Source organism: Arthrobacter sp. BC5 (assembly GCF_056680255.1).
The window spans coordinates 2,451,064-2,469,245 of the sequence record NZ_CM155273.1 but is presented as its reverse complement, the minus strand read 5'-3'; the positions used below and the strand labels follow the sequence as shown (position 1 = coordinate 2,469,245).

The 18,182-nt window shown below is 72.0% G+C and carries 19 protein-coding genes; 5 read left to right on the top strand and 14 right to left on the bottom strand.

Going from position 1 to position 18,182, the window contains the following annotated elements; genetic code table 11:
• Positions 1-5 precede the first annotated feature (5 nt).
• Both AC1MFI_RS11460 and AC1MFI_RS11455 read left to right on the top strand, forming a co-directional pair.
• Positions 6-716: a hypothetical protein gene (locus tag AC1MFI_RS11460; RefSeq protein ID WP_479817000.1), complete on the top strand. Its 711-nt coding sequence runs from the start codon at positions 6-8 to the stop codon at positions 714-716.
• Positions 717-844: 128 nt separating this feature from the next.
• Positions 845-1,321, top strand: a complete 477-nt coding sequence (locus tag AC1MFI_RS11455; RefSeq protein ID WP_479816998.1) for a VOC family protein — start codon at positions 845-847, stop codon at positions 1,319-1,321.
• A 65-nt stretch (positions 1,322-1,386) separates the two neighbouring features.
• On the opposite strand, the gene AC1MFI_RS11450 is transcribed toward AC1MFI_RS11455, so the two are convergent.
• From AC1MFI_RS11450 to AC1MFI_RS11430, 5 genes are all read right to left on the bottom strand, one after another.
• Positions 1,387-2,397, bottom strand: coding sequence for a cation diffusion facilitator family transporter (locus AC1MFI_RS11450; protein WP_479816996.1), 1,011 nt, complete (start codon positions 2,395-2,397; stop codon positions 1,387-1,389).
• 69 nt (positions 2,398-2,466) lie between these two features.
• Positions 2,467-2,655 carry a DUF2795 domain-containing protein gene (locus tag AC1MFI_RS11445; protein WP_479816994.1) on the bottom strand — a complete coding sequence of 63 codons (189 nt, stop codon included), beginning with the start codon at positions 2,653-2,655 and terminating at the stop codon, positions 2,467-2,469.
• A gap of 62 nt (positions 2,656-2,717) precedes the next feature.
• On the bottom strand, positions 2,718-3,581 hold the full coding sequence (locus tag AC1MFI_RS11440; protein WP_479816992.1) for a glycosyltransferase: 864 nt from the start codon (positions 3,579-3,581) through the stop codon (positions 2,718-2,720).
• Positions 3,578-5,155 carry a PfkB family carbohydrate kinase gene (locus AC1MFI_RS11435; protein ID WP_479816990.1) on the bottom strand — a complete coding sequence of 526 codons (1,578 nt, stop codon included), beginning with the start codon at positions 5,153-5,155 and terminating at the stop codon, positions 3,578-3,580. The genes AC1MFI_RS11440 and AC1MFI_RS11435 overlap by 4 nt, the downstream gene beginning before the upstream one ends.
• Positions 5,155-6,567 carry an aldehyde dehydrogenase family protein gene (locus tag AC1MFI_RS11430; RefSeq protein WP_479816988.1) on the bottom strand — a complete coding sequence of 471 codons (1,413 nt, stop codon included), beginning with the start codon at positions 6,565-6,567 and terminating at the stop codon, positions 5,155-5,157. Before AC1MFI_RS11430 ends, AC1MFI_RS11435 begins: the two co-directional genes overlap by 1 nt.
• Positions 6,568-6,849: 282 nt before the next feature.
• On the opposite strand from AC1MFI_RS11430, the gene AC1MFI_RS11425 reads away from it, so the two are divergent.
• Positions 6,850-8,001, top strand: a complete 1,152-nt coding sequence (locus AC1MFI_RS11425; RefSeq protein ID WP_479816986.1) for a glycosyltransferase family 9 protein — start codon at positions 6,850-6,852, stop codon at positions 7,999-8,001.
• On the opposite strand, the gene AC1MFI_RS11420 is transcribed toward AC1MFI_RS11425, so the two are convergent.
• The 7 genes from AC1MFI_RS11420 to AC1MFI_RS11390 all read right to left on the bottom strand — a co-directional run bounded on the left by AC1MFI_RS11420 (position 7,967) and on the right by AC1MFI_RS11390 (position 14,747).
• Positions 7,967-8,692 carry an SDR family oxidoreductase gene (locus AC1MFI_RS11420; protein ID WP_479816984.1) on the bottom strand — a complete coding sequence of 242 codons (726 nt, stop codon included), beginning with the start codon at positions 8,690-8,692 and terminating at the stop codon, positions 7,967-7,969. The genes AC1MFI_RS11425 and AC1MFI_RS11420 overlap by 35 nt on opposite strands.
• Before the next feature lie 63 nt (positions 8,693-8,755).
• Positions 8,756-10,123, bottom strand: coding sequence for a D-glycero-beta-D-manno-heptose 1-phosphate adenylyltransferase (rfaE2, locus tag AC1MFI_RS11415; RefSeq protein WP_479816982.1), 1,368 nt, complete (start codon positions 10,121-10,123; stop codon positions 8,756-8,758).
• Complete coding sequence (locus AC1MFI_RS11410) at positions 10,120-10,815, bottom strand: D-sedoheptulose-7-phosphate isomerase (protein ID WP_479816980.1); 696 nt, start codon at positions 10,813-10,815, stop codon at positions 10,120-10,122. Before AC1MFI_RS11410 ends, rfaE2 begins: the two co-directional genes overlap by 4 nt.
• The gene (locus tag AC1MFI_RS11405) at positions 10,812-12,104 is read right to left on the bottom strand and encodes a glycosyltransferase (RefSeq protein WP_479816978.1); all 1,293 of its coding nucleotides are present in this window, start codon (positions 12,102-12,104) and stop codon (positions 10,812-10,814) included. Before AC1MFI_RS11405 ends, AC1MFI_RS11410 begins: the two co-directional genes overlap by 4 nt.
• Positions 12,101-13,102: a glycosyltransferase gene (locus AC1MFI_RS11400; protein WP_479816976.1), complete on the bottom strand. Its 1,002-nt coding sequence runs from the start codon at positions 13,100-13,102 to the stop codon at positions 12,101-12,103. Before AC1MFI_RS11400 ends, AC1MFI_RS11405 begins: the two co-directional genes overlap by 4 nt.
• Positions 13,099-14,202: a glycosyltransferase family 9 protein gene (locus AC1MFI_RS11395; protein WP_479816974.1), complete on the bottom strand. Its 1,104-nt coding sequence runs from the start codon at positions 14,200-14,202 to the stop codon at positions 13,099-13,101. The genes AC1MFI_RS11400 and AC1MFI_RS11395 overlap by 4 nt, the downstream gene beginning before the upstream one ends.
• Complete coding sequence (locus tag AC1MFI_RS11390) at positions 14,199-14,747, bottom strand: D-glycero-alpha-D-manno-heptose-1,7-bisphosphate 7-phosphatase (protein ID WP_479816972.1); 549 nt, start codon at positions 14,745-14,747, stop codon at positions 14,199-14,201. Before AC1MFI_RS11390 ends, AC1MFI_RS11395 begins: the two co-directional genes overlap by 4 nt.
• A gap of 140 nt (positions 14,748-14,887) precedes the next feature.
• Here AC1MFI_RS11390 and AC1MFI_RS11385 point away from each other — a divergent pair, with 140 nt between their 5' ends.
• Positions 14,888-15,877: a glycosyltransferase family 9 protein gene (locus AC1MFI_RS11385; protein ID WP_479816970.1), complete on the top strand. Its 990-nt coding sequence runs from the start codon at positions 14,888-14,890 to the stop codon at positions 15,875-15,877.
• Between the two features lie 63 nt (positions 15,878-15,940).
• Here AC1MFI_RS11385 and AC1MFI_RS11380 read toward each other — a convergent pair whose 3' ends face one another.
• Together AC1MFI_RS11380 and AC1MFI_RS11375 are read right to left on the bottom strand one after the other, a co-directional pair.
• The gene (locus AC1MFI_RS11380; RefSeq protein ID WP_479816968.1) at positions 15,941-16,771 is read right to left on the bottom strand and encodes a sigma-70 family RNA polymerase sigma factor; all 831 of its coding nucleotides are present in this window, start codon (positions 16,769-16,771) and stop codon (positions 15,941-15,943) included.
• A gap of 223 nt (positions 16,772-16,994) precedes the next feature.
• Positions 16,995-17,504 carry a MarR family winged helix-turn-helix transcriptional regulator gene (locus tag AC1MFI_RS11375; RefSeq protein WP_479816966.1) on the bottom strand — a complete coding sequence of 170 codons (510 nt, stop codon included), beginning with the start codon at positions 17,502-17,504 and terminating at the stop codon, positions 16,995-16,997.
• A gap of 161 nt (positions 17,505-17,665) precedes the next feature.
• Here AC1MFI_RS11375 and bcp point away from each other — a divergent pair, with 161 nt between their 5' ends.
• Positions 17,666-18,139: a thioredoxin-dependent thiol peroxidase gene (gene bcp / locus AC1MFI_RS11370; RefSeq protein WP_479816964.1), complete on the top strand. Its 474-nt coding sequence runs from the start codon at positions 17,666-17,668 to the stop codon at positions 18,137-18,139.
• Positions 18,140-18,182: the final 43 nt, after the last annotated feature.

The window sequence follows — 18,182 nt, the reverse complement described above, 5'->3', positions numbered from 1 at the left end:
GACGGGTGAACGAGATCCTGTCCTTCGCGGGGGACTACTGGTGGCTGGTCTTCCCGCTGTCGGGCGTGTTCGCCGTCTGGGGACGGACGTGGTCGGAAGCGGCCGAGCGACGACACGAGCGCAAGGTGGAGCTCTACCGCCTGAAGCATCCCGCCGTGGCGCAGGGATCACCCGGGCGCCCCGACCAGGCTCCCGAGCAGCCGCACGGACGCGAGAGGGATGTCCAGCAGGTCGGGCGCCGGCATGACGAGGTGGACCGGCGGTGGCTGTCCTACGAGCTCGACGCCGCGAAGCTGATCGACTACCCCACCATGACCGATGTCCGGGAACCGCTCACGGTCGCCTTCCTCCGGGCCAAGCGCGAGGCGGACTCCCTGCGCCCGGCGGATCCCGCGACCGTGTCGGCCGAGGACCTCTCCGCCTACCGTTCCGCCGTCACCTCCTACGACGTCGCGTTCCAGGTGGCGGAGACGGAGGCTCGCCGCGTCAGGGCCAGCGGCTTCAGCGCGCAGGAGCGCCAGCGCCTGGAACGGGCGCGCAAGCTCGTCACGGTGGCCATCGACGACGCCGCGACCGCGGCCGAGCGCCAGACCGCCTACCGCCGCGCACGCCGGGAACTCGACGGCCTGATCGTCCTGCCCGATGCCACGATCACCTCCCTCGAGGAGAAGATCGCCGGGGCCATCGGCGCCCGTCCCGAGCCGTGGCCGTCCTGATCCACGCCCCCGCGGCCGTCGTGCGCCGTACTGCCGCAGGGTGCCTTCCCTGCATGCCCCGGCTGGACGATAATCGCTCCCATCACCTAACAGGCGTGGCGGAAGCCACCGGGCGGGAAGCAGGCACCATGGCAGCGACGATCAACACCTACCTCAGCTTTCGGGACACGGCCGGCGAGGCGATGGACTTCTACCAGTCCGTGTTCGGCGGGGAACTCCAGCGCAGCACCTTCGCCGAGTACCAGGTCAGCGAGGATCCGGCGGAGCAGGGCAAGGTCATGCACTCGATGCTGACCACCCCCTCGGGCCAGGTGCTCATGGCAGCCGATACACCGAACAGCATGGAGTACAGCGCGCCGGCGGGCCACGCCCTCTCGATCAGCGGTGACGACCAGGCGGAGCTCCGCGGGTACTGGGAGGCCCTCTCAGGAAGCGGGAGCGAGCTCGTCCCCCTGGCCGAGTCGCCCTGGGGCGACAGCTTCGGCATGTGCCTCGACCGGTTCGGCGTCACCTGGATGGTGAACATCGCCGGATCCCCTGCTGCGGTCCGGGACGCGACGGCAGCAGCCCCGGCGGACGTGACCGGTGAGGCCACCGGCGTCTGATCCCCGGCCAGACAACCCCGCCCCTGGGATCCCGGCCCTCCGCTGCGCGGGATCAGGTGCCCGGATCAGACGCGCGCGCCCGCCCCGAAGGTCAGGGTCGGCTCGTCCGGCGTGGAGAGCGTGAGCACGGCTTCCTCGATGCGTTCGTGCTCCTCGACGTCGCGTTCGACGGCGCGGAGGGCGACGGCGACGTCGTGCTCCCTGCGGTCTCCCACGAGATCCACCGCGGCCACGAGGTAGAGGCGTTCGGGTCCTACGTACTCCAGGTGCAGGTAGGTCACGCGCTCGATGCTCGCGTGTGCGGCCAGGCGCGCCGCCACCGATTCGAGGAGCGCCGCGGAGACGGCCTGCCCGACGAGGAACTGCCGGTTGCGCTCGATCAGGATCACGGCGATCACCCCGAGGAGGACGCCGACCAGGATGGATCCGATGGCGTCCGGGATCGGTGAGCCGGTCAGCTGGTGCAGCAGGATGCCGAGGAACGCGAGAACGAGGCCGATCAGCGCGGCGGAATCCTCCGCGAAGACTGCACGGAGGGTGGGGTTCGACGTCGTCGAGACGCTCTGCAGCGTGGAGGTACCGCGCTCCTGCCCTGCCTTCCGCGCCTGCCGGAACGCCTGGCTGAACGAGATCCCCTCGAGCACGAAGGCCACCGCGAGCACGATGTACGCGATGCCGTAGCCCTCGGCCGGCTCGGGTTCGAGCAGTTGCTGGACGCCGTGCGTGATGGACACGACGGCCCCGGCGGTGAAGAGCCCGAAGGCCGCGAACATCGACCAGACGTAGGCTTCGCGGCCGTAGCCCATGGGGTGCGAGCGGTCCCTGAGGCGCCCGGACTTGCGCTCGGCGATGAGCAGAAAGATCTGGTTGCCCGTGTCCGCCCACGAGTGCGCGGCCTCCGCCGTCATCGAGGCGGAGCCGGTGAGCGCGGCCGCGACCGTCTTGGCGACGGCGACCAGGAGATTGGCGACGAAGGCGATGATGACGGTCAGCGCACCCTCGCCACCCCTGGGCCTACGCCGTTCCTTCCCGTTCCGGCGGCCCGGGCCTGCGTCCTGCGTTGCCTGGTTCTTCATGCCGTCCTTCCGGGAGAACCGCGCGACGGCGGCGGTCCCCCGCGGGAGGGCACCGCCGCCGGTCCGGTACTACTTGGATGCTTCCTTGTTCACGTCCGTCGGCGAGTCGAACTCGCGGTCCGGGAGGTTGCCCAGCGTCTCGAGGACGCTGTCGTCGGCGCCCTTCTCCGTCGCGTGCTTGACGAGGTCCTCCCTGGAGGCCGGGTAGTCCATGCCGCCGAGGGCCTTCTGGATGTCGATGGGGCTCGGATCTGCCATGTGGTGCTCCTTCGTGTCGGTTCGATTGCCTTGCTCTGTGGTGGTCCCGGGCGGGACCACCGTCACTGGCCCAGAATCACATGGGCAGCGTCTATGGCACGGTCGGTCACCGTGGTGGGCGCCTCGAGGTGCACGGCTCCCGAGGGGATGATGCCCGCCCCGCCGAAGCGTTCCATGACGCGCCACTGGGCGGCCACGTCCTCTCCTGCATGGCCGGGCGGGAGCCTGTCCCAGAAGTCGAATCCGCCGCACTCCAGGAGTGCCTCGCGGTCGAACAGGACGCATCCGCCCACCCAGGCGACGCGGTACAGCCTCCACCCGCCCGGTGGGATGGCGAGTTCGGCGGCGGCGTGTGCCAGGTTCGCCGCGTTGTGGAGGGGCCAGCGGGCGAAGCCCTCGGTGTCCGGCCGGATCCGCTCCGGCAGTACCTCGTCGCCGGGCCACAGGGCCAGCTCCGTGCGCTCGTGGGGCCTGCGGTCGCCCAGGTAGGACAGGCCCTGGACGGCGGACCCGATGAATCCGCACCCAGCGGCCCTGAGGGCCCCCACCATGCGGAGCAGCGACCCGGGTTCGAGCCAGACATCGTTGTCGAGGAAGAGGACGAGCGGCGCGCCGGCCAGTCCGAGGAGGTAGTTCCGGTGCTCGGCCAGCCCCCTGCGCGGCAGGTGGCGCTCGAGCCGGACCGTCCGCCCCTGGGCCTCGAGCACCCGCACCATGGCGCGGACGGCCGGCTGGCCGAGGGACGCGGCGGCGTCGTCGGTCTGGTCGCTCACGATGACGCGGAAGGCGACACCCTCCTGCGCAGCGAGTCCCGACAGGGTCACCGCGAGTTCGGCCGGGCGCCCCAGGGACGGGATGAGCACGTCGACGACGGCTTCCTCCCGGGGCGGGTCCAGCGCCCACTCCCCCGACCAGCGCGGTGTCACGGCGCATCCCCTGCCACCGGTGTCGACCTGATCCTCCGGACCACGGCCGCGGTGGACCGTTCCGGCACGTAGTCGAGGATGCTGACCCTTCCTCCGCAGGCCTCGACGGCCGGTGCCTCCTCCAGCATCTGGGCGGTGTAGTCACCGCCCTTCGCATAGATGTCGGGTTTCAGCAGCTCGATGAGCGGGACCAGGGTGTCGGTCCCGAAGACGGTGACGTAGTCGACGCAGCTCAGCGAGGCGATGATGCCCGCGCGGTCTGCGATCGGGTTGATGGGGCGATCGGGACCCTTGAGCCTGCGGACGCCGTCGTCGTCGTTGAGCGCCACCACGAGGACGTCGCCGAGCTGCTTCGCCTGGTTGAGGTAGCGGGTGTGGCCCCGGTGCAGCACGTCGAAGCAGCCGTTCGTGAGCACGATGCGCTTCCCGGCCGCGCGGTCCTCCCCGACCCTGCGCAGGAGGTCGGCCGTCGCCAGGGCGGTGTCCGCGAACTGCTGGAGATGGCCCGTCAGGTCCGCCGTGGTGCAGACGGAGGTGCCGGGCCGGTGCACGACGACGTCGGCGGCGGCCTGCGCGAGGTCGAGGCTCGTGGTGAGCGGCAGGCCGGCCGCGCGCGCAGCCGTGAGGCTCGCCACGAAGGTGTCCCCCGCGCCGGAGGCCTGCTTCTCGGTGGCGGGCTTGGCCCAGGTGCGGTGTTCCTCGCCGTCCTGTCCGAGCAGCACCGTGCCGTCGCGGTCCAGGGTGACGACGACGGCGGCGGCATTCGTGGCCGCGAGGAGCTCGGTCCGTCGTTCGGCCACGGTGGCAGCCCTGTCGGACCGCGGGTCCAGGCGCGTCGCGAGGACCTGCGCGGCCTCCTGCGCATTCGGGGTGACGATGTCCGGGCCGAGCGCGGACCAGGCCGCGGTGTCGTGCGCGTCGACGACGACGAGCGTTCCCGGCTCGATGCTCGAGGCGTGGCCGAGTGCCGCGCGGACCTCCTCGCCGAGCGCCCCCGAACCGTAGTCGCACACGACGACGGCGTCGGCGCCGGCCACGGCGTCGGGGATCCTGGCGGCGAGCGCGGTGATCGCCGCCGCGGGAAGGCCGTCGTGCGTGTCGTCGAGCCTGAGCATCACCTGGTCCCCCCCGAGGATCCGGTACTTCGTGGTGGTGCCCACCTGCGGGTCCTGCACGAGGTGCGCGGTGTCCACGCCGGCATCCTCGAGGATGCCCCGAAGGCGCCGCCCGGCGTCGTCGGTACCGATCAGGCCGCACATGCGGACCCTCGCCCCGAGGGCGGCGAGGTTCATGGCGGTGTTCGCCGCGCCGCCCGCCGCATAGTCGCGGCGCCTGATGTCGACGACCGGTGCCGGTGCCTCCCGGCAGAAGCGTTCGATCGTGCCGCTCCACCAGCCGTCGAGCATCGCGTCTCCCACGACGGTGACGCGCGGAGCACGATCGGCGATGGCGGCGGGGACCCAGGCCGCGAGCCCGCGGACCTCCGCGAGATCGCCGGTGCCGTCGTTCGTACCCGGCTCATCCTCGGTACCCGGCGCACCCTCGCCGGAGCGGTCCAGGAGTTCATCGTCCATCAGTCGTTCTCCTGCGGGGGTGAGCTGATGTGCACGACCTTCACGAGGGCGAACTCGTCGAGCAGCTCCGGGCCGTACCCGAAGCCCGCTCCGCTGATGCCGCGGGGCTGCGCGGATCCGCCGGGCGCGCCGCCGAACACCGCATTGACCTTGACCGTGCCGACGGCGAGCCCGGCGATGGCCCGCTGGGCGTGGGCGATGCTGCCGGTCAGCACCGACGCCGCGAGGCCGTAGGGGCCCGCCGCCGCCAGCCGGAGCGCCTCCTCGAAGCTGTCCACGACGGTGACGGGAGCAACGGGCCCGAAGGTCTCCTCCGTCATGACGGTCATCGCCTCGGTGCAGTCGGTGAGAACCGTGGCGGGGTAGTGCGCGCCCGGTCCGTCCGGCACCGTGCCACCCTCGAGGCACTGCGCGCCGTGGCGGAGGGCCTCGCCGACCTGGCCGTCCACGATGTCCCGCATGCGGCGGTCCACCAGCGGCGGGAACGTCCCGCTCGTGTTGCGGCTGCGGGCCTCCTCGGCCAGTGCCGCCAGGAACGGCTCGGCGACGGCCCGGTGGACGTAGATGCGCTCCACCGACGTGCAGATCTGGCCCGCGTTGGCGAAGGCACCGAGCGCTGCCTGGCCCGCCGCCCACACCGGGTCCACATCGGCGTCGACGATCAGCGGATCGTTGCCGCCGTTCTCGCGGAGGACATGCGCACCCGTGAGGGATGCGGCGCGTGCTATCCGCGCTCCGGTGGCGCTCGAGCCGACGTGCGCGAAGACGTCCACGCCCGTCTCCATCGTGATCATCTGGCCCACACCGGCCCCGCCGGTCAGGGTGGTGAAGACGCCGTCCGGGAAGGCCGGCTGCAGCAGGCGCCCGAGCAGTTCGCCCACGTGCGGGCATCGTTCGCTCGGCTTGTGGATGACGGCGTTGCCCGTGACGAGCGCTGCTCCGATCAGGCCGGCCGCCACCGCCACGGGATCGTTCCAGGGGGTCAGCAGCACGGCGACCCCGCGCGGCTCGGCGACCGTGTAGTCGCTTGCGGTGACGGCCCCCCGCAGGCTGAGCCCGCGGTGCACCGGCCCGAGTTCGGCGTACTGCTCGAGCGTGGAGATCCCTGCCTCGATCCCGCCCAGGGCGTCCTCGAGGGGTTTGCCGGTCTCACGGGTATTGAGTTCGGCCAGCTCCCGGGCACCTGCCCGCAGCGCCGCTGCCGCCCGGCGAAGTGCTGCACCGCGGTCCGCCGGGCTCGTGGCCGCCCACTCGGGCTGGACCGTGCGGGCGAGGGAGATCGCGAGTGCCACCTGCTCACGGGCGGCGCACGGGAGCGTGCCCACCTCGCTGCCGTCGCTGGGGTCGTGGATGGTGATGGACTCGTCGTCCTGCACATCAAGCAGGGGGTGTGCCTGGGAGTTGATGGACATTGCTCTCCTTGATGTCGTGTACCGCCGCGGCCCGTTCGCAGCCTGCGGCTAGTGGTCCCGTACCCAGCTTCGGCGCGTTCACACAGGGCGCCGGCCGATTTCTGCACCGCACCCGCGCAGTCATCAGCACGCTTAGCATATGGTGGCAGGAGGACGGGCGGCGGCTCGTCCGCCCCGGGAACAGCCGTGGACAGCGGGAGCACCGCTGTGCAGGGATGGAGGGCAGGACGACCGCCGGGCGGCACTGGACGGTCATCAGGGACAGGAACGGGGAAGGACTCCATGCAGCAGGACACGACGGCGGATTTCGGCGGGCGACAGGACACGGCACGGTCCGTGGGACCCGTGCTCGCACCGTTCGAGGACATCCGCCGGATCGCCGTCCTGCGCGGAGGCGGCCTCGGTGACCTCATGTTCGCCCTGCCGGCCATCGCCGCGCTGAAGCACCGGTACCCGGAGGCGGAGATCACGCTCCTGGGCATGCCCGGGCACGCCGCACTGCTCACCGGCAGGCCAGGGCCGGTGTCCGCCGTGCTGGAACTGCCCGTCTCCCCCGGCGTCCGCCCCGGCGACGAGGATCCGGGGGCCGTCGAGCGGTTCTTCGCCGGCATCCGGGGGTCCTTCGACCTCGCCGTCCAGCTGCACGGCGGCGGCCGCAATTCCAATCCGTTCCTCCTGCGGCTCGGGGCCCGCCACACCGTCGGCACCCGCACTCCCGACGCCGTCGCACTCGAGCGCACCATTCCCTACGTCTACTACCAGCACGAGGTGTTCCGTGCCCTGGAGGTCGTGGGGCTGGCCGGGGCCGTGCCGGTCGATCTGGAGCCCCGGGTGCAGGTGCTGCCCGCGGAAGCCGACAGCGCGGCGCAGCTGACGCGAGGGGGCCCGCTGGTGGCACTGCACCCCGGTGCCACGGACCCGCGCCGCCGGTGGCCGTCGTCGTCGTTCGCCGAGGTCGCGGTGCGTGCCGCCGCGGAGGGCTGCGAGGTGGTGGTGGTCGGGGACCCGACGGACGTCCCGGCGGCCGAGGAGATCGTGCGCCTGGCGCTCGAGCGGGATCCGACGGCGGACGTCCGGTCGCTCGCCGGCCGGCTGACCCTCGGCGAGCTGACGGGGGTCCTGGACCGCAGCGCCGTGATGGTCGGCAACGACAGCGGCCCCCGGCACCTCGCCCAGGCCGTCGGTACGCCGACGGTGGGCGTCTACTGGATCGGCAATGTCATCAACGCGGGGGCGATGGGACGGACGCTCCACCGCGTGCACTTCTCGTGGGTGACGAACTGCCCCGTGTGCGGGGTGGACGTCACGCAGGTGGGCTGGACGGCGGAACGCTGTGAGCACGATGACTCGTTCGTCGCTACCGTCCAGCCCGACGCCGTCTACGCGGACGTGGCGGAACTCAGGGCCACGAGCCTTCTTCTGCGTGGGCGATGACCATCTCGCGGATCTCGCAGCTCTTGGGCTGCGACAGCGCGAAGAGGATCGCCTCGGCGACGCGCTCGGGGTCGTTGAGGCGTGAATCGTCCTGCGGCTTGTACTGCTCGTCGCGGTCGTCGAAGAACCGCGTCTTCATGCCTCCGGGGATGATCGTCGTGACGCCGATCTGGCCGGTCGTCTCGGCGGCCAGGGCCTGCGAGAAGCCCATGACCCCGAACTTGGAGGCGCAGTAGGCCGTCGCGTCGCCGACGGCCTTGATGCCCAGCGTCGAGGCGATCGTGACCACCCGGCCGTGCGTCTTCTTCAGGTACGGCAGCGCGGCACGGGCGGTCGATGCGGTGCCCATGAGGTTCACGCCGATCACCTTCTCCCACTGGTCGGCGGGCACCGTGTCGAGCGCTCCGCACCGGTCGATGCCGGCAGCGGTGACGACGGCGTCCAGGCCGTCCATCATCTCGGCCGCCTCGCGGACCGCCGCCTCCACGGCCTCCCGGTCGGCGACGTCGACCTCGAAGGCCTTGACGCCTGTCACGCGGCTGATGTCGCGGTCGAGCACCACGGGGGTGCCTCCCGCGGCGATCACGCCCTGCACGATGGCCGCGCCGAGGCCGGAGCCTCCGCCGGTCACCAGGACGCGGCCCGGGTTGAAGCCGGGGGTTCCTGCGGTGGTCGTTGCGTTCTCGGTCATGTTCGTTCCTTTCGTTGCTTGTGCACGGCCGTCGGGATGGGCCGGGCACGGATCTGCAGCCCGTCAGCCGACACGTGCGAGCGCGGCTGCAAGTTTCGTGGTGGAGCGGGCCGGGATGTAGGGGACCGTGACGGTCCGGCCACCCCAGCTGCTCACGAGTGCGGCTTCCGGGAGGTCCTCCGCCGCGTAGTCGCCGCCCTTCACCCAGATGTCCGGCTGCAGGCGGGAGATGGCGTTCTCCGGCGTCGACTCGCCGAAGATGAGCACGGCGTCGACGCACTCGAGGGCGGAGAGCAGTTCGGCGCGGTCCTCCTGCTTGATGATGGGCCGGCTCTCGCCCTTGAGCGCCCGCACCGACTCGTCGGAATTGAGGCAGACGATCAGGCAGTCGCCGAGTTGGCGCGCGGCAGCGAGCGTCCGAGCGTGGCCGGCATGGAGGAGGTCGAAGCACCCGCCGGTGGCGACGACCGTCCCGCCCGCTTCGCGCGTCCGGCGCGCGACGTTGAGGGCATCGAGGCCGTCGACGGGCAGCTGCTGCGGCGCATCCTCCCGCCGGTCGCCCATGGCGCTCACGCCACCGGAGCCGAGGAAGTTCGCTGCGGAGTCCGTCGCCTGCTGCGCGGCGGCGTCGATCGTGGCCCCCTCCGCGAGTCCGACGGCGAGCGCGGAGGCGAAGCGGTCGCCCGCGCCGCAGGGATCGGAGGCGCTCACGCGGGGTGCGGGCACCACCTGGGGCAGGAGCCCGGCAGCAGCGACGAGGGCGCCGTGCTCGCCCATCGTGACGAGCACGGCCCGGCTCCCCCAGGCCTCCAGCAGGACGTCGGCGGCAGCCGCAGCGGCCTGCGTCCCGGTCCCCTGCACGTCCGCGAAGCGGAGGGCCTCGCCGATGTTCGGGGTCACCGCGGCGACGCCCGGGACGGGCTGCGCGCCCGAGGGGTGCGGATCCCAGACCACCGGGGTGGACCCGGTGAGGGATTCCAGCCGGGTGCGCAGCTCCCCGTTGGCGAGCAGTCCGCGGCCGTAGTCGGCTGCGATGATCGCGTCGGCACCGCCGAGTGCGGCCAGCATCTCCTCGGTGCAGCCGGGTACGGGCGGCTTGGCGCATCCTTCGTCGAAGCGCACCACCGGCTGACCTGAGGCTCGCACCCGGGTCTTCACCGGCGTCGGGGCGCCCGAGGGCCCGGCGACGACGGTGATGCCCTCGAGCTCTGCGCGCAGCAGACCGGCGGCGTCGTCCTCGCCGAGGACGGTCACGAGGACGGCGTCGTGGCCGTCGGACTGCAGCATGCGGGCCACGAGGCCCGCGCCGCCGGCTCGGCGCCGGACGGCGTCGACGTCGACGACGGGCACGGGTGCATCGGGCGAGAGCCGACCGGCACCGCCGGACAGGTCCGTATCGAGCAGGACGTCCCCGACCACCACGATCCTCATCGCTTCTCCTCCTGGCGGCGGCGGTGCACTTCGGCATCGAAGGCCCGGCAGATCGCGTGGAGTGCGATCAGGTGCCCCTCCTGGGCGTTGGCGGACTTCGCGTCGATCGCCACGAAGTCGTCGACGCGCTCGGTCAGCGGATTCGGTCCTGCCCCGGTGAGCGCCCAGGTGGTGATCCCGGCGTCGCGCGCAGCGTCCACCGCGTGCAGCAGGTTCGGACTCTTCCCGCTCGTGCTCAGGAGCACGAGGATGTCTCCCTGCCGGCCGTGGGCGCTCACCTGGCGGGCGAACATCCGGTCGAAGCCGTAGTCGTTGGCGATCGCCGTGACCGCGGAGCTCTCGGCGTGGAGGGAGATCGCGGAGAACGGTTCGCGTTCGCCGTCGAAGCGGCCCACGAGTTCGGCGGTGAGGTGCTGCGCCTCGGCGGCCGAGCCTCCGTTGCCTGCGGCGAGGAGGCGCTGGCCGGCCAGCAGGCGATCGGCCATCTCCACCCCCCAGCCGGCGAGGGTGCCGACATTCTGGAGGAGGGACTCGATGGCCGGGGTGACGGCGCGCAGATGGTCCGTCACGAGCCGCCGCGAGTCCGTCTGGACCTGGTCCAGGCCGCCCGGGGTCCTGCCCCCGGCCGGCGGGACTGCAGCCGCGGCGCCCATGAGTGTGTCCGCTGGTACGTCGGAGATGTGTGTGGTCACAGTGCCCTGCCTCCCGTGCTTTCGAGTCGACGCGCGGCGCTCCGCCGCGCCGTGGCCGGTTGTGCCGGCGCTGCCGCGTTCAGGGCCGTCTGGTAGGCCCTCTCCGTGTCGGCGGCGATCCTGCTCCACGAGTACCGGGCCTTCACGCGGCGGTAGCCGTTGTCGCCGAGTTCGCGTGCCCATCCGGGGTCCGCCAGCATCTCGGCGACGGCCACGGCGATGGCCGCCGGGTCCTGGGGCGGGACGTGGAGCCCGGTCTTACCGTCCACCACGGTGTCGACGAGGCCGCCGACGGCGGCGGCGACCACGGGGACGCCGCAGGCCATGGCCTCGAGCGGGACGATCCCGAACGGCTCGTACCACGGTGCGCAGATGACGGCGTCGGCACTGCGGAGGACGGCGGGCATCTCCGCCCGGGACACCTGCCCCCGCAGGACCACGCGGTCGCCGACACCGAGCTCGGCGGCCAGAGCGCGGAGGCGCTGCGCCTCGGGGTCGTCCTCGAGCCCCGTCGACTTGCCTGCACCGCCCACGATGACGAGTTCGACGTCGTCCTGCCCACGCTCGGCGAGCTCACGCAGGGCGCGGATGGCGAGGTCCATGCCCTTGCGGGGCACGAGCCGGCCGACGCTCACGATGCGGTGCGCGCGGCCGCGGTCCTCCACGGGCCCCCTGGGCGTGAACAGCTCGAGGTCGACGCCGCAGGGGGCGATCGAGACGCGGCTACCCGGGACGCCCATCGCCTTGAGCTCGAACACCTCGTCGGAGCAGGTCGCGACGATCCGGTCCGCGCCCCGCCCCACCATCGCCTCCAGCATGAGCCGCTCGGACGGGCTGGTGTCCTCCGTACCCTGGTGGCGCCGCTTCACGGTGCCGAGCGCGTGGAAGGTCTGGACGACCTGCACGGGACGACCCGCGCTCCGTGACTGTCGGGCGGCGTCGAGCGCCGCGATACCCGACATCCAGAAATGGCCGTGCACGATATCCGGAGCGTCCTGGCCCCAGTCCTCGACGATGCCCTCGGCGAATTCGCCCATGTACGGCAGCAGCAGATCCTTCGGGACGCTGCGGACGGGCCCTGCGGTGACGTGCACGACCTCCAGCCGGGGGTCGGTCCGCACGCGGTCCGGCAGGGCGGGATCGTCACGCCGCGTGTACACCGTGACCTCGTGTCCCCGCCGGGCGAGCGCGAGGGACAGTTCGGCGACGTGGACGTTCTGTCCGCCGGCGTCGACTCCCCCCAGGGCCGCGAGCGGGCTTGCATGCTCAGACACCATGGATATCCTCACTGCGCTTTCCTTTCTGTAGCCGCCAGGACACGGTGACGCATCGGTTCCTGCTCCAGGACGTCGTCCCAGTCGGAGAGGAACCGGGCGAGCCCGTACCGTGCGAGTGCCGCTTCCCGTGCGGCCAGTCCCCGTGTCCGGGCTTCGTCCGGATCGTCGATGAGGCGTGCTGCCATCCGTACGAGGTCGTCGATGCTGGTCGAGATGGCCCCGGCCTCCGCGGGGACCGCGCGTGCCGCCTCCGTCGTCGCGAGCGCCAGGACGGGAAGCCCGACATGCATGGCCTCGAGGAGCGAGAGCCCGAGGGAGGTCCAGCGCAGGGGGTGGACGTAGGCCCGCGAGCGCCCGAGCCGGGCATGGAGTTCGGCCATGGGGAGGTCCCCGCCGATGCGCAGTTCTCCGGGTCCGAGATCCAGCGCGTCGGCGAGCCGGTCCGTCCCCATGCCGAACACCTCGAGCGGTGCCACACCGGCGAAGCGCGGCAGCAGGTCGGTCCCGGTGATCCGGCCGCGGCGGACGGGCTCGTTGATCACCGCGGCGAGCTGTTCCAGCTCCCCGGTGTAGAGGTAGCCCGGGTCGACGATGCCGTGCTCGATGACCGTCGTCCTCGCACCACCGTTGTCCCAGAAGAGCTCGTTGAAGTGGGTGACGTGGAGGACAGGGATGTCCGCCTGGCCGGCCAGGGGATGGACGGTGCCCACGATGTCACGCCGCGGGGTGTTGTGCTCGAGGAACACCGCCGGCAGGTCACGGCCGGGCGTGCGCCCCAGGAGCCGCTCGCACTCGGCGATCTCCTCGACCCTCTGCAGGACGACGACGTCGATGTCCGCATCCGCCAGGTCCTCCGGCGCCACTTCGACGACGGACGCCGGCCAGTCACGCCCGGCCCGGCCGAGGCCCCACGCGCCGCCGTCGGGCGTGGTGGGCAGCACGTAGGTGTGTGCCCCGCGCACGAAGGCGTCGGTCCAGCCGCCGTGGACGTGCCATAACAGGATCCTCATCGGTTCCCCCTCGTTGTTCTGCGGCCGTCGGAGCGGCCGATGCTGCGGCGTGAGCCGAGTGACGATATTCCGGAACCGAGGCGGAGGACGGCGTCGACGACGTCCTCCGGGGAGACGTTGGACAGGCACGGATGGCCCTGGACCGGGCAGATGCGCGCGCGGCTGAGGGCACACGCGGCGTTCTGGTCACCGAGCAGTTCCACCGGCACGCGGTACGGTGCCCAGCGGATGGCCGGCACCACGGGCGAGAACAGGCACACCACGGGCGTGCCGACGGCCGCCGCGAGGTGCGCCGGGCCGGTGTTGCCGGTGATGACCACGGATGCTCCGGCGAGGACGGATCCCAGCGTGGCGAGGTCGGTCCTACCGCCGAGGTCCAGGGCCTCGGGACCGGCGACAGTCGAGGTCAGGTCCGTCTCGTTCGGTCCTCCCGTGACGACGACTCGGAATCCGGCCGCGGTGAGGAGTTCGACGGCGGCCGCGTGGTGCAGGGGCGGCCAGGCGCGGGCGGGCACGGAGGCGCCCGGGTGGACCACGACGTACGGGCCCCTGCCCACCAGGTCCGCGGCGTCCGTGAGGTCGGCGACCTGGAGCCTGCCGTCGTCGCCGGGCGGCAGCGCGTAGCCGGCGGCCTCCGCGATACCGAGCGCGCGTTCGGCCTCCGGCTGGTCCTCGGGGAAGTCCTCCCCCGGCTTGAGGCGGACGTCGAGGAGCGAACCGGCGTAGTCGACGGAGGCCCCGGCGATCCGGCGTATCCCGGCGAGCCGGAGCAGCAGCGCGAGCGGCAGCGGCGACTGGTGGAAGGAGGTCAGGAGAACCGCCTCGTCGACCCCGAGGGCCACCACGCCGTCGTGCAGCTCGCGCACCAGCTCGGGCGTGGGCTCGGGGGCGGGATCGATGATCCAGGGCGCGGACCAGGTGAGGACGTCGACGACGCCGGGCAGCAGGCGGGCCGCCGCGGCGCCCTGCGGCCCGCACAGCATGACGACGTCGTTCGGAGAATCCCCGTGGTCCCCCGCAGCGATGGCGCGGACGGCCGGTCCGGCCAGCAGGACGTCGCCGGCGCTGTCGAGGCGGGCGACGAGGACGCGGCGCCTCACGGGCCCTCCGACCACAGCGAGGCGACGGCTCCGGCGAGATCCGCGGCGACGGCCGGAGCCGAGCGGATCTCCTCCCCGAGCGTGATGTCCGTCGGCACCAGGACGGCCCGGGCACCTGCGGCGGCAGCGGCGCCCATGTCGGCTCCGATGTCCCCGATCACGGCGACCTCGGACGGCTCGAGGTCCAGGCGCGCGCTGGCCGAGAGGACCATGCCGGGCGCCGGTTTGCGGCACGGGCAGCCGTCGTCGGCACCGTGGGGGCAGATCTCCCACACGTCGAACGGCCCGAGCAGTTCCTCGACGCGCGCGTTGACGGCGTCGACCTGCTCCCGCGTGACGAAGCCCCGCGCGATCCCGGACTGGTTGGTGACCACGCCGACGGGGATACCGCGTGAGCGCAGTCCGTCGAGGACCTCGCGGGCCCCGGGCATGGGCTGCACGAGGGAAGGGTCGCCGTTGTAGGGGACGTCCACGACGATGGTCCCGTCGCGGTCGAACAGGACCGCCCGGGGGGCTGTCCGTGGACGTCCGGCCGAAGTATGCATACAGGCTTAGTTCCCGAGAAGAAGCAGTACTAAACACTTTGCGCCGAACTTCTTCTCCGGCCGGCCCGCCCGCACCCCGGACGGGCCGCCGACGGCAGCGTGCGACGGGCGGCGGCCGATCCTCTGGCAGGATGATTCGCATGACTTCCGAGGGCACCAGCGCCGCGAGCGCCCACCAGATCCCCGCATCGACTCCCGCCCCGGACGGACGCCCCGAGATCCTGGCCCTGCGGGCGCTCAAGCTCGGCGACCTCCTCGTGGCGGTGCCGGCGCTCAAGGGACTGCGCCGGGCCTTCCCGGACCACCGCATCCTCTACGCCGCACAGGAGTGGCTCCGGCCCATCATCGGGCTGACCGACGCGGTCGACGACCTCCTGCCCACCCACGGGCTCGACGATCCCCTGCCGATCGAGCACGGGCGGATCGACCTGGCCGTGAACCTGCACGGGAACGGGGCCGAGAGCAGGGGCCGCCTCGAGGAGATCGGCGCGAGACGCCTTCTGGGCCACCGCTCGCCGGGCTGGGAAGGCCCGGAGTGGGACAACGACGCCCTCGAACGCGAGCGCTGGGCCTCGCTCGTCAGCTGGCACGGCATCCCTGCCGATCCGCTGGACTGCCGCCTGCGGGTGCCCGACGGCGAGAGCCACGCCCCTGGTGCCGTCGTCGTCCATGTCGGAGCAGCCTATGGCAGCCGCCTGTGGCCCGTGGAGCGGTTCGCGGCCGTGGCGCGTTCCCTGGCCGCGGCCGGTCATCGGGTCGTGTTCACGGGCAGCGGGAAGGAACGCCCCCGTGCTCTCGCGGTCGCCGACGCCGCCGGGCTGTCCGAGGAGTCCGTCGCGGCGGGGAACCTCCCACTCGACCGCTTCGCCCGACTGATCGCGGATGCGTCCCTCGTGATCTCCGCGGACACGGGGGCCGCCCACCTCGCGTCGGCCTACGCGAGGCCTTCGGTCATCCTCTTCGGGCCGGCACCGGTGTCGTCGTGGGGGCCGCCGCCCGGACCGCACACCGTCCTGACGGACGCATCGCTGCGCGTCGGCGAGACGTTCTCCCCCACCCCGGATCCGGCCCTCCTGGCCGTGACGGTGGATCAGGTGCTGGCCGCAGCGGCGGACCACGGCATCTCCTAGGCGCGCCGGAGGCCTGCCGGACCCCGCGCGGGGGCCGGCCCGAGGTTCAGCGGGCGCAGCTGATCAGGCGATGCTCGACCGCGCGGAGCGCTGGTCCTGCCCGGCAGGCGCACCGAGGAGCCGCTTCTGCAGCTTGACCAGGATCCGGGCAAGCGTCCTGGACACCTGCATCTGGGACATGCCGAGCTCGTCGCCGATCCCCTGCTGGGTCTGCTCCATGAAGTAGCGGCGGTAGAGGAGTTCCTTCTCGCTGCTGTCGAGTTCGTTGACGGCACTGCGCAGGGAGATCATGTCGTCGCTGCGCTCCATGCCGTTGGAGTCGCTGGCCAGGGTGTCGGCCCAGCTGCGGCCTTCGAACGGCGCGTCGAGGGAATCGGGGCGAAGGCTGGAGTGGGAGGCCTGCGCTTCGAGGATCTTCTCCTCGGGCCAGCCCAGCTCGAGCCCCAGCTCGCGAGCGGTCGCTTCGCGCCCGAGCCGCTGCGCCATGGCGGGCGCCGTCCGGGCGATCTCGGTCCGGAGGTCCTGGACCTCCCGTGGCGGACGGACCACCCAGCACGAATCCCGCAGGTACCGCTTGATCTCGCCGTTGATGGTCGGGACGGCGAACGAGGCGAAGGCGATGCCCCGCGCGGGATTGAACCGCTGCACGGCCTTGATGAGCCCGAGGTACGCGACCTGGCGGATGTCGGACGCCTCCGGGCCCGTTGCCGCGAACGACCGCGCCACCGACTCCGCGATGTCCATGTGCCGCAGGGCGATATCGTCCTGCAGCGCCGCCTTCAGGGGACGTTCCTGGTACGCCCTGTCGTCCGCCCCGTGCCCGACGACGGACGCGCCCGCGGGTTGTTCGCGGCGGTCGCCGTCGGTCGGTCGGGGTAGGGCGGTACTCTGCATGCTGTTCTCCGTCAGGCGTTGGACACTCACGCCTCCCAACAAAACATCAGCATGCTTAGTACGCAAGCACTTCTTGCCACCCCGGCACTTTCCCGCCGAAGTCTTCCCTTCTCCTACCGGCGGGTGTAGTGCGATTCGCTCCGTCGGGTGCTGCCAGGCACGCAGAAGCCCCCTGCCGCGGGGACAGGGGGCCGCGCGGTGCCCGGAACGGTGGCTTCTGGCCTCAGCTCGGCACGCTGGCCGCGGGGCCGGAGGCACCGGTGCCGTCGACGGCGACGCCCTCCTGGGACACACCGTTCGATGCCGCCCAGTTCCAGCGGGGAGCGCCCAGCTCCCGGATGACGGTCTCGAGGTGGGCCCGCAGTTCCTCGGAGACGAGGCCGCCTCCTGCGACGAGCGTGCGCTCGATGTCATCCGCGGACTCGAGGACCTGCCGGCCGGCCGGCGAGATGGAGACCATGTGCGAGCGCCGGTCGAGGTCGTTCCGCACGCGCGTCACGTGACCCCGGGACTCGAGCCGCGCAAGCGTCTTGCCCATCGTCTGGGCCTGCACGCGCACGATCTGCGCGAGGCTCGCCTGCGTCATGGCGCCCTGGTCCGCGAGGACCCCGAGGGCGATGACCCCTGCATGGGTCACCCCGATGTCGACCAGCCGCTCGTTCCAGGCGTGCTCGACTAGACGCGCCGCCGTCGTCAGCAGTCGACCCGTGGGCCATTGCTCCAGGTTGGGCATTGAACAGTGCACTTCCTCTCGGTTAGGAGACCGGCTGCCGCCGTCGGCGTCGGATCTTTCCTATGATAGCTAGGCCGGCTAGGAGTCCTCCCCGGCCGGCGGGAAGGGGAGTGCCGCGCAGCGGGCCCTTCCGGCCGTCCCACGAATCCTCAGGAGTATGCATGTCGCAACGACTGGCCGCCGGTGATAGTGCCCCCGACTTTACGCTCAAGGACGCCCACGGCAGCGACGTGACACTGTCCTCGCTCCGGGGAGGCAAGGTGGTGGTCTACTTCTACCCGGCTGCGGCCACTCCCGGCTGCACCACCGAGGCCTGCGACTTCCGCGACAACCTGGCCTCACTCGCCGGCGCCGGCTACCGGGTGCTGGGCATCTCCCCCGACCCGGTCCGCAAGCTCGCCGCCTTCGCGGACCAGGAGGCCCTGAACTTCCCGCTGCTCTCGGACGAGGACCATGCAGTCGCCGAGGCGTACGGCGCCTGGGGTGAGAAGAAGAACTACGGAAAGACCTACGAGGGCCTCATCCGCTCGACCGTCGTCGTCGACGCGGAGGGGAAGGTCGCGCTCGCCCAGTACAACGTGCGGGCCACCGGCCACGTCGCGAAGCTGCGGCGGGATCTCGGCATCGACACGTAGGGATCGAACGCGCCGTTCCTTGGCGCTACAGTGAAGAGCGAGG